A 10,237-nucleotide genomic window follows, 5' to 3' on the forward strand; every position below is an offset into this window, starting at 1 on the left:
GATGATCTTCTCACCGGACTGTTACGTTTTGTCACATTTATACATAGTCACGGCATAGTCAGGGGGTAACATGGTGCCATCCTTGATGAAGCTATCTCTTCTTCCTCTCTCTTTGACTGCATGGATCTTGTGATGAAAACGCGCGTGTGGCTGTGGCTTTTCCCTCTTCTTCTATTGCTGGCGGCGGGCGCCTGGCATCTGCGGCAGGCTGAACCCGCCAGCAAGCCTGCACCAAGAGAGATCAATATCAGGGCCGAAACCGTCAGGCAGAGTCTGGCCGAGCCCTCCATCAAGCTGGTGAGCAAGCTTGCGGCCAATCGCTCCGTGGCCATCAGCCCCGAGGTGACCGGCCGCATTGCCACCATCGCGGTGAGTTCCGGCCAGCAGGTCAAACAGGGGCAGACCCTGATCGCCCTGGATGCGGGCAAGCAGCAGGCGGAGCTGGCCGAGCAGAGCGCCAGCGTGCGCGACGAGGCTCGCAAGCTGCGGGACATGCGCAAGCTGGTGGCGCGAGGCGCCGTCACCACCTCGGAGCTGGAGGGGCAGGAGGCGACTGTTGCCCAGGCCCAGGCCCGGGTCGATGCGGCCCGTTACGAGCTCTCCCTGCGCACCCTGGCCGCCCCCTTCGACGGCACCGTCAGCCTCATCGATCTCAGCGAAGGAGCCCTGGTCAACAGCGGCGACGTGCTCTTGCATCTGGACGAGCTGGCAAAACTGCGGCTCGATCTGGCGGTGCCCGAGCGCTACCTCTCCCTGCTGCGCCCCGGCATGGCGGTGACGGCAACCAGCTCGGCCTGGCCGGATCAATCCTTTTCCGGCGTGCTGGAGACCCTCGACAGCCGGATCTCCAGCGACACCCAGAACATCAAGGCCCGCGTCATCCTGCCCAACACCGGTGGCCAGCTGCGTCCCGGCATGCTGATGAACGTGGATCTCTCTCTGCCACCCCAGAAGATGACCCTGATCCCCGCCCAGTCGGTGGAGTATGCCGGCGAGCAGCGCTTCGTCTATCGCCTGGAGGCGGACGGACGGGTGAAGCGCGTTCCGGTGGAGCTTGGCGACACCCATGGCGAGGCCGTCTGGGTGCTCAAGGGGTTGAACGTCGGCGATCGCATCGCAGTGGAGGGGCTGGTCAATCTGCGCGACGGCGCCTTGGTACGTGATCTGGGCGAGGTGAAAGGCTGATGTGGCTCTCCGATATCTCAGTACGCCGTCCCCTGGTGGCGGTGGTCATCAGCGCCCTGCTCACCGTGTTCGGCCTGGTGGCCTTCAGCAAACTCACCGTGCGGGAGATGCCGGATGTGCAGACCCCGTCCGTTTCCATCACCACCACCTATGAGGGGGCGGCCCCCGAGGTGATGGAGAGCCAGGTCACCAAGCCCATCGAGGATCAGCTCTCCGGCATCAGCGGCATCAAGAACATCAACTCGGTGACCCGCAAGGGGCGCTCCTCCATCACGGTGGAGTTCAAGCTCGGCTGGAACATGCTGGAGGGCACCTCCGACGTGCGTGACGCCATCTCCCGGGCCAGACCCAAGCTGCCAGACGGGGCGGACGAGCCCATGGTGACCAAGGACAACGGCAACGGGGATGTGGCCATCTGGCTCAACTTCAGCAGCACCCAGATGGACCGTACCGCCATGACGGATTACGCCAATCGCATGCTGGTGGACCCCTTGAGCCTGGTGGACGGGGTGAGCGAGGTCTCCCTCTCCGGGGACCTGACCCAGGTGATGTACGTGCGGCTGCGCCCCGCCGACATGGCGGCCCGCGGCATCACGGTGGCCGACGTGCAGGATGCCCTCAAGCGGGAGAACATCGAGCTGCCGGGCGGCGAGATCCGCAACAACACCATGACCATGGCGGTGCAGATCGCACGGCTCTATCACAGTGCGGAAGATTTTCGCACCCTGCCGGTGAAAACCGCCACCAATGGTCAGAGCATCTATCTGGCGGACATTGCGGATGTGGAGGTGGGGGCCAAGAACGAAGACAGCGCCTATCAGCGCAATGGCCGCGAGAGCCTGGGGATTGGCATCGTCGCTCAGTCCACCGCCAATCCCCTGGCGGTGGCCCAGGGCATCGAGAAGAAGCTCGTGGAGATGCAGCGCTTCCTGCCGGAGGGGGCCACCCTGGAGGTCGACTACGACTCCACCATCTTCATCAAGCAGGCCATCGACGAGGTGTATGAGACACTCGCCATCTGCGCCCTGCTGGTGGTGGCCGTGCTCTATCTGTTCCTCGGGCAGGGGCGCACCACCCTCATTCCGGCCATCACGGTGCCCGTCTCCCTGATTTCGGCCTTCATCGGTGCCTGGTATCTGGGCTTTTCCATCAACCTCATTACCTTGCTGGCCCTCATCCTCGCCATCGGCCTGGTGGTGGATGACGCCATCGTGGTGGTAGAGAACATCCACCACCACCTGCAACGGGGCGAGTCCCCCTTGATGGCGGCCTGGCACGGCACCCGGGAGGTGGGCTTTGCCGTCATCGCCACCACCGCCGTGCTGGTGATGGTGTTCGTGCCCATCGCCTTCATGGATGGCATGGTGGGGCGCCTCTTCACCGAGTTCGCCATCCTGCTCTCCTTGGCCGTGCTCTTCTCCTCCCTGGTGGCGCTCACCCTGACCCCGGCCATGGGCTCCTGGCTGATGCGTGCCGTGGACAAGCCCAACGCCCTGACCGCCACCCTGGACAAGGGACTTGGCTGGGTGGAGGAGCGTTATCGCCGCGTGCTGGGGGCCGTGCTGCGCCGCGCCGTCTGGATGCCCCTGGTGTTGCTGCTCTGCCTCGGCGGCATTGGCGCCCTCTTTGGCAAGCTGCCCGCGAGCCTCACCCCGACCGAGGACAGGGGCGTGCTCTATGTGTTCGTGAAAGGGGCGGAGGGCACCAGCATCGAGCGGATGAAGCGCAACATGCAGCAGGTGGAGGCCGCCATCCTGCCGCTGCTCGGCAAGGGGGTGGTGCAGGCCATGAGCTTCAGCACCCCGGCCTTCGGGCGCGGCGGCGATCAGACCGGCATGGCCATCATCCAGCTCAGCGACTGGGCGGTGCGGGACGAAACGGCCACCGAGTTTGGCCGCTCCCTGAGCGGTCGCCTCGCCGGCATCCCCGACGTGATGATCCGCACCTTCCAGCCGGGGTTCAGAGGCGGCTCCACCGCGGCGGTACAGTTCGTGCTGCAAGGCTCCGATTACGGCGAGCTCAACCAGCAGGGGCTGGCACTCAAGGAGGCGGCGGCCCAAAGCGGGCTGATGCAGAGCCCGGATCTCGACTATGCCGAGAAGACCCCGGAGCTGCAGGTGACCATAGAGCGGGAGCGAGCCACCCAGCTCGGCATTCCGGTCTCCACCATCGCAAGCTCCCTGCAGGCCCTGCTCGGCGGCGTCAGCCAGACCACCTATGTGGACAGGGGCGAGGAGTATGATGTCTACCTGCGCGCCAACCAGACCCAGTTCAACGGCATCTCCGACATCAGCCGCATCTATTTGAAGGCCGCGAGCGGCGAGATGGTGAGCCTCTCCACCCTGGCGACCGTCACCCAGGTGGCGAGTCCCCAGCGCCTCAACCACTACCAGCGCCAGAAGGCGGTCACCCTCACCGCGGACGTGGCCCCCGGCCACACCCTGGGGGAGGCGCTCGACTTCCTGGATGGCTGGGCCGCAGATCACCTGCCCACCGGCATGTCGGTGGATTATGCCGGCGAGTCCAAGGACTATCGCGACAACCAGGGGGAGATGGCACTGGTATTCGGCCTGGCCCTGCTGGTGGTCTATCTGGTGCTGGTGGCCCAGTTCGAGAGCCTGCTGACCCCGGCGGTGGTGATGATGACGGTGCCGCTCGGCATCTTCGGCGGCCTGCTCGGCCTCTGGCTCACGGGGCAGGAGCTCAGCATCTACAGCCAGATAGGCATGATCATGCTCATCGGCATGGTGACCAAGAACGGCATCCTCATCGTGGAGTTCATCAACCAGCTGCGCCAGCGGGGTGAAGGGTTCGAGGAGGCGATCATCAAGGGATCGGTGCGCCGCCTGCGCCCCATCTTGATGACCTCGCTCACCGCCATCATCGGCGCCGTGCCCCTGATGCTCTCCATGGGGGCGGGGTACGAGAGCCGGATGGCCGTGGGGACCGTGGTCTTCTTCGGGTTGTCGCTCGCGACCCTGGTGACCCTGCTGGTGGTGCCCGCCATCTATCACCTGATCGCCAGACGCGCGGGGATGACGGGGGCGCGGGACCGACTGGTGGACGAGGTACTGGCCACGGCAACCTCGGCCAGCCCCTCCCCGGTGCCGGGGGCCCCCGAGGGGCGGGACAAACCGGCGGCCTAGCGTGCCGACCCGGATGACAGCAAGCAGGGCGCCAATGGGCGCCCTGCTTGTTGATGAGATCTGAGTCTGTCACGCCGACCTGTCGCGCCCGCTCGAAGGCGCCCCTTCCCCTCGCGTTCTGTAGGGGCAAAAAGCCGTCGCCCCCGCCTTGCTCTGCCGGTATAATGCGCGACCCGAATTGTTCCAGGTGGTCAAAATGCAGCCGGTTACCAACCTCTTCTCCTATCCCCGTTACTGGGCCGAGTGCTACGGCACGGCGCCCTTCCTGCCCATGTCCCGCGCGGAGATGGACAAGCTCGGCTGGGACAGCTGCGACATCGTGCTGGTGACAGGCGACGCCTACGTGGATCACCCGAGCTTCGGCATGGCGGTGATCGGCCGCATGCTCGAATCCCAGGGTTTTCGGGTCGGCATCATCGCCCAGCCGGACTGGTCATCGAAGGATGACTTCATGCGCCTGGGCAAGCCCAACCTCTTCTACGGGGTGACGGCGGGCAACATGGACTCCATGATCAACCGCTACACCGCCGACAAGAAACTGCGCCACGACGACGCCTACACCCCGGGGGATGTGGGCGGCAAGCGGCCGGATCGCGCCACCTTGGTCTACACCCAGCGCTGCAAAGAGGCCTATAAAGAGGTGCCGGTGGTCATCGGCGGCATAGAGGCATCCCTGCGCCGCATCGCCCACTACGACTACTGGTCCGAGACCATTCGCCGCTCCATCCTCATCGATGCCAAGGCCGACATCCTCATCTACGGCAACGCCGAGCGCCCCCTGGTTGAAGTGGCTCACCGCATCGCAGGCGGCGAGACCATCGAGACCATGCAGGACATTCGCGGCACCGCCGTCATCCGCAAGGAGCCGCTGCCGGGCTGGCGCGGGGTGGATTCGAGCAAGCTCGACCAGATTGGCCGCATCGATCCCATCCCCAACCCCTATATGGAAGGGGCGCCATGCAGCGATGACGAGGGCACCGCGCCGGTGGAGCAGGAGGCCAAGCCCATCCTGGTGCAGCCCCCTAAGCAAAAACCGTGGGAGAAGACCTACGTCAAGCTGCCGGCGTTTGAGCGGGTGAAGGAGGACAAGGTGCTCTACGCCCATGCGTCCCGCATCCTGCACCACGAGACCAACCCGGGCTGCGCCCGCGCCCTCTCCCAGGCCCACGGCGATCGCATCATCTGGGTCAACCCGCCTGCCTTCCCCCTCGAAACCGACGAGATGGACGGGGTGTTCGGCCTGCCATACCAGCGGGTGCCGCACCCGGCCTATGGCAACGAGAAGATCCCGGCCTACGACATGATCAAGACCTCGGTCAACATCATGCGCGGCTGCTTTGGCGGCTGCTCCTTCTGCTCCATCACCGAGCACGAAGGGCGCATCATCCAGAGCCGCTCGGAAGAGTCGATTCTCAAAGAAATCGAAGAGATCCGCGACAAGGTGCCGGGCTTTACCGGCGTCATCTCGGATCTGGGCGGCCCCACCGCCAACATGTACAAGCTCCGCTGCAAGAGCACCAAGGCTGAGCAGACCTGTCGGCGCGCCTCCTGCGTCTGGCCGACCATTTGTCCGCACATGGACACCGACCACAGCCCGACCATCAACCTCTATCGCAAGGCGCGCGACCTCAAGGGCATCAAGAAGATCCTGATCGCCTCCGGGGTGCGTTACGACATCGCGGTGGAAGATCCGCGCTACATCAAGGAGCTGGCCAAGTACCACGTGGGCGGCTACCTCAAGATTGCGCCGGAACACACCGAGGAGGGCCCGCTCTCCAAGATGATGAAGCCGGGCATGGGCAGCTACTACAGCTTCAAGGAGCTGTTCGACAAGTATTCCAAAGAGGCGGGCAAGCAGCAGTACCTGATCCCCTATTTCATCTCCGCCCACCCGGGCACCACGGATGAGGACATGGTGAACATGGCGCTCTGGATTAAAGCAAACCGCTTCAAGCTCGATCAGGTGCAGAACTTCTACCCGTCGCCGCTCGCCAACGCCACCACCATGTATTACACCGAGAAAAACCCGCTCAACAAGGTGAGCCGCCAGGGCGGGGACGTGTTCGTGGTGAAAGGGGAGCGTCGCCGTCGCCTGCACAAGGCGCTGCTGCGCTATCACGATCCGGCCGGTTGGCCGATGATCCGCGAAGCCCTGCTGGAGATGGGCAAGGGTCACCTGATCGGCAACGGCCCCGACTGTCTGGTGCCGCCGGAAGGCCGTGGTGAAGCCAAAGCCGAGCGCAGCCGCAACAAGGGCCTCAAGCCCGCGTTGACTCGCCATAGCAATATTGTGCATCAGCGTGGCAATGGGACTGGCAAGGCTGCTGGCGGAAAAGGTACTCCTGCAGCTGGTAGAGGTGCCGCGCAAAGTGCATCGGCTGCCGCGCAGCAAGGCAATAAGGGGGCTCGTAGCGAAGCCCCAGCCAACAAGGGCGGCAAGGTGGGTAGCGGCAAACCGGTTGGTAGTCCGTTTGGTAAAGGAACGGGCGCCAGCGGCAAATCCTCAGCACAAGGCGCAGATCAGGGCAAACCCGCCCAAAATGGCAAGGCTCCGACCCGCGCAGGCTCTGCCAAACCCGCAGCGAAAGGGAGTGGTACCAAACGACCGACTCGGTGATATTCCTGATTAGGAAAGTGACAGATTATAAAAAGGCGGCCGTATGGCCGCCCTTTAATTTCCATCTAGGGAGAAACTGATTTTGCAATCCACTCTTTTAGTTGCTCAGAGGTTAGCGAAGCAACAAACTGAACTGATACACCCAACTTCCCTGCGGCTGTTGTTTTAAAGTTTGCGGTCTTGATTACGGGATTATATTGCTCCAACTCCTTAGGTAACGCTTTCCTAAGTGTGCCATCGTCGATAATCTCTACGATTTCTCTTCTCGCAATGTCCCCTAGACTATAGTTGAAAATACTAGCAATTTCATTAAAGAATCGTCCAATGTCTCCACGAGGTTTGACATCTGAGTGGAGAACTTTCACCTCGAGAGATTTTCCGTTCGATGTGAACAAGGCAATATTAATTCGGGCGTCAATATCTTCTTTGATAAGTCTGGTCTTAATGTCATCACCTGGCTTTACTTCAATGTTGTAGGGGATTTTTGTGCAAACTTCGCCGATAAGCGGCAACTTGACACACTCCATTCTCGACTCGATCGTCGTGCCCCCTAAGGGTACTCCCTTCTCGATCTGCCAGACAGCAACATTGGCTGAAAAGCTAAGCGAAGCTACGTCACCAGCTGCGGTGATTGAAGCGCTGTTGAGCGAAGCGAGTATCTTGGTTCCATACCCAGAGTCGTCATGTGGCAGTGGGAAGGATTTGGCAATCGTATCGAAGCCATCCTGTAGATTCCCCATGTCAACATCTGTGATTACTTCGACAGTCACCTCCTTTTCATTTGTTGTAATGTCCAATGCTAAATCCACAGGGAAAACAACATTAGATCCCGCAATGCTTGAGTGAATTTCTACAACACCGATTTTTGTGGCCGCCATCATACTCTCCAATAATATTGATTTTGCACGCTCAGTCTGATGTTTTTATTTTCTGTTTATTCACTTCTTCCTTCTTCAAATCTTTTATTTGTAGAACGTATGATAAAACAGCATTCCATAGACCAGACCCGCCACTTGCTAGTAATCCAATGATGATTACTGTCATACCATCTAATGATGTTTTAATCCCTGGCGGGGCTATATCTAAGCTGAAATGAGCCGATAGGATTCCAGCTACAACGGCTAGAACCTGAAGAACAGAACGTCGCCGCGATTCTTCCTGCGGGTCCGTCTTAGATTGATTAAGTCCTGGAAACATCCCTTTGACGATTTCGACAAGGCGCTCCGAGGCTATGCTGATAGCAAGAATATAGCTTGCGTAACTTATCACCGTGTCCATACATTACGCTCCAAATTGACATGACCAAGATGGCCACCTCACGCTGGAAAATTATAGGTGCGAAATCTGGGGCACTCACCTTTTTGACCGTGACGTAGCCCTGTATTTGGCTTGAGATGCCGCTGTCAAGGAGGTGAGCCATGACCATTGCCCGCTCATGTAAAATCAGTCTGCAAGATATGCCTTATTACCACGTGGTCAGCCGTTGTGTACGGCGAGATTTTCTGTGTGGGGAAGATGCCGATATCGGCCAGAGTCATGAATATTGACTGGATGGTTGTCCCTGAAAAATCTGGGACACCCACCTTTTTGACTGAAAAATCTGGGACACTCACCTTTTTGACAGCGGCGTAGCCCTGTACTTGGCTTGAGGTGTCACTGCCCAGGGGGGTGAGCCATGACCATTGCCCGTTCACGTCAAATCAGTTTGCAGGATACGCCTTACTATCATGTGGTCAGTCGCTGTGTGCGGCGGGCGTTTCTGTGCGGGGAAGATGCCCACTCCGGCCAGAGTTACGAGCATCGGCGCCAGTGGGTGGTCGACAAGTTGGGCCAATTGTCGCGACTGTTTGCCATCGGTGTGTGTGCCTATGCGGTGATGAGCAATCACTATCACCTGGTGCTCAAGGTCGAGCCGGATACCGCTGCCAATTGGAGCGAGCGGGAGGTGGCCGAGCGTTGGGCGGCGCTATTCCAGTGGCCGCTGCTGGTACGACGCTGGTATCAGGGGGAATCCCTGATTGAGCCTGAACTCGCTGTGGTTCAACAACTGATAGGGCAGTGGCGGGTGCGGTTACATTCCATCAGCTGGTTTGTGCGGTTGCTCAACGAAAACCTGGCTCGGCAGTCCAATCGGGAAGATGGTTGCAAGGGCCATTTCTGGGAAGGGCGCTTCAAGAGCCAGGCCTTGCTCACCGAGCCAGCCCTGCTGGCCTGCATGGCCTATGTTGATCTCAATCCGATACGAGCGGGATTGTCCGACCGGCCTGAACAGAGCGATTACACCAGCCTCAAGCAGCGTCTCGATGGCGAGCAGTCCGCCGCCCCATTGCCGCCGTTGCTGTTGCCATTCGCGCACGACGCGCGACCCGATAGCCTGCCATATGCCTTTGCGGATTACCTGATGCTGGTGGACTGGACAGGTCGCGCCATCCGAGTGGACAAACGGGGTCACATCCCGGCTTCTCTTGCCCCCATCCTGGTGCGGCTGGGGTTGGACGAGGTGCGCTGGCTCAAGCAAGTGACGCTGTTTCGGCGCCAGGGTATCAGAGTGGTGGGTGACAAAGAGCATTGTCAGCAGTTTGCCTGGCACTGTGGCCAGCGACGGTGTCATCAACCATCCCTTTGAGTGATGAATACTTGTGTCATAGCAACGTCCGGTATCGCGCCAGCACCCCGCCTGTGTGATCGCATCTGAATTGGCGTCATCGATGCCAAGACATTCTCTTTAATCCCCCGAGTTTCACAAATGCCATCGCAAATGCTGGATGACGAGTTGTGCTGGGCGCTGGATGAGGGCTTTCTCGAAAAGATGGCTGTCTTGATAAGGCGCTGCTGTCGCAGATAAGAAGAGAAGGGTTAAGGAAGATGTACTATCGGCCCTCTGTTATCAGGCCGTTTTTTCACAACGCTGCGACACCGTGGGTGTTGCTTGAGCAGGTGATTTTTGCATCAGTGAAACAGAGTGGGTGATATGGTTCCTCCAATGGAACAATTCGTACACAAAGATGGCTGTCCCAAATAAAAAGGGAGCTTATCTTGCTCGGCCCATGGAAAAGGCGCTGTCCCAATTATGTGTTGGAAGGCTAATCTGGAAGTAGGTCATCACCGCGAGGACCTTCATCATGGATACGCCAGCCTTCCAACACCTGTTGTCCCTCTTTCCATTACTTACTCTGCGTCAGCGCCGTGTCGCTCAGCATGAGCTCGCCGCTCCACACCCGATTACGTCCCTCCATGCCCAGTTACCCACATGCTGCGGCTGTCCCCACTGCCAGGCGGATGCCACCCA

The 10,237-nt window shown here is 60.1% G+C and carries 6 protein-coding genes and 2 pseudogenes; 6 read left to right on the plus strand and 2 right to left on the minus strand.

Annotation, left to right across the window (positions count from 1 at the left end):
* Positions 1-132 precede the first annotated feature (132 nt).
* The 3 genes from AB5Y51_RS14475 to AB5Y51_RS14485 all read left to right on the plus strand — a co-directional run bounded on the left by AB5Y51_RS14475 (position 133) and on the right by AB5Y51_RS14485 (position 6,948).
* The gene (locus AB5Y51_RS14475; RefSeq protein ID WP_010673507.1) at positions 133-1,185 is read left to right on the plus strand and encodes an efflux RND transporter periplasmic adaptor subunit; all 1,053 of its coding nucleotides are present in this window, start codon (positions 133-135) and stop codon (positions 1,183-1,185) included.
* A complete protein-coding gene (locus AB5Y51_RS14480) occupies positions 1,185-4,331 on the plus strand; it encodes an efflux RND transporter permease subunit (RefSeq protein ID WP_368178632.1) in 3,147 nt (1,048 codons plus the stop codon). Before AB5Y51_RS14475 ends, AB5Y51_RS14480 begins: the two co-directional genes overlap by 1 nt.
* Before the next feature lie 196 nt (positions 4,332-4,527).
* The gene (locus AB5Y51_RS14485) at positions 4,528-6,948 is read left to right on the plus strand and encodes a YgiQ family radical SAM protein (RefSeq protein ID WP_368178633.1); all 2,421 of its coding nucleotides are present in this window, start codon (positions 4,528-4,530) and stop codon (positions 6,946-6,948) included.
* A 65-nt stretch (positions 6,949-7,013) separates the two neighbouring features.
* Here AB5Y51_RS14485 and AB5Y51_RS14490 read toward each other — a convergent pair whose 3' ends face one another.
* Positions 7,014-7,826 (minus strand): hypothetical protein, encoded by an 813-nt coding sequence (locus AB5Y51_RS14490; RefSeq protein ID WP_368178634.1) that lies wholly within the window; start codon positions 7,824-7,826, stop codon positions 7,014-7,016.
* A gap of 31 nt (positions 7,827-7,857) precedes the next feature.
* Positions 7,858-8,226 (minus strand): hypothetical protein, encoded by a 369-nt coding sequence (locus AB5Y51_RS14495; RefSeq protein WP_368178635.1) that lies wholly within the window; start codon positions 8,224-8,226, stop codon positions 7,858-7,860.
* Positions 8,227-8,366: 140 nt separating this feature from the next.
* On the opposite strand from AB5Y51_RS14495, the pseudogene AB5Y51_RS14500 reads away from it, so the two are divergent.
* From AB5Y51_RS14500 to AB5Y51_RS14510, 3 genes and pseudogenes are all read left to right on the plus strand, one after another.
* Positions 8,367-8,492, plus strand: a pseudogene (locus AB5Y51_RS14500) (alpha-amylase family glycosyl hydrolase); the annotation flags it as partial.
* A 131-nt stretch (positions 8,493-8,623) separates the two neighbouring features.
* Positions 8,624-9,574, plus strand: coding sequence for a transposase (locus AB5Y51_RS14505; protein WP_323903685.1), 951 nt, complete (start codon positions 8,624-8,626; stop codon positions 9,572-9,574).
* A gap of 496 nt (positions 9,575-10,070) precedes the next feature.
* Positions 10,071-10,237, plus strand: a pseudogene (locus AB5Y51_RS14510) (IS1595 family transposase); the annotation flags it as partial.

This window comes from Aeromonas sp. R7-1 (assembly GCF_040908115.1).
Taxonomy (GTDB): domain Bacteria; phylum Pseudomonadota; class Gammaproteobacteria; order Enterobacterales; family Aeromonadaceae; genus Aeromonas; species Aeromonas caviae.

Excerpts from the sequence above, each read along its gene's own strand:
- AB5Y51_RS14475 (WP_010673507.1), top strand. The coding sequence starts at position 133 with ATGAAAACGCGCGTGTGGCTGTGGCTTTTCCCTCTTCTTCTATTGCTG.
- AB5Y51_RS14480 (WP_368178632.1), top strand. The coding sequence starts at position 1,185 with ATGTGGCTCTCCGATATCTCAGTACGCCGTCCCCTGGTGGCGGTGGTC.
- AB5Y51_RS14485 (WP_368178633.1), top strand. The coding sequence starts at position 4,528 with ATGCAGCCGGTTACCAACCTCTTCTCCTATCCCCGTTACTGGGCCGAG.
- AB5Y51_RS14490 (WP_368178634.1), bottom strand. The coding sequence starts at position 7,826 with ATGGCGGCCACAAAAATCGGTGTTGTAGAAATTCACTCAAGCATTGCG.
- AB5Y51_RS14495 (WP_368178635.1), bottom strand. The coding sequence starts at position 8,226 with ATGGACACGGTGATAAGTTACGCAAGCTATATTCTTGCTATCAGCATA.
- AB5Y51_RS14505 (WP_323903685.1), top strand. The coding sequence starts at position 8,624 with ATGACCATTGCCCGTTCACGTCAAATCAGTTTGCAGGATACGCCTTAC.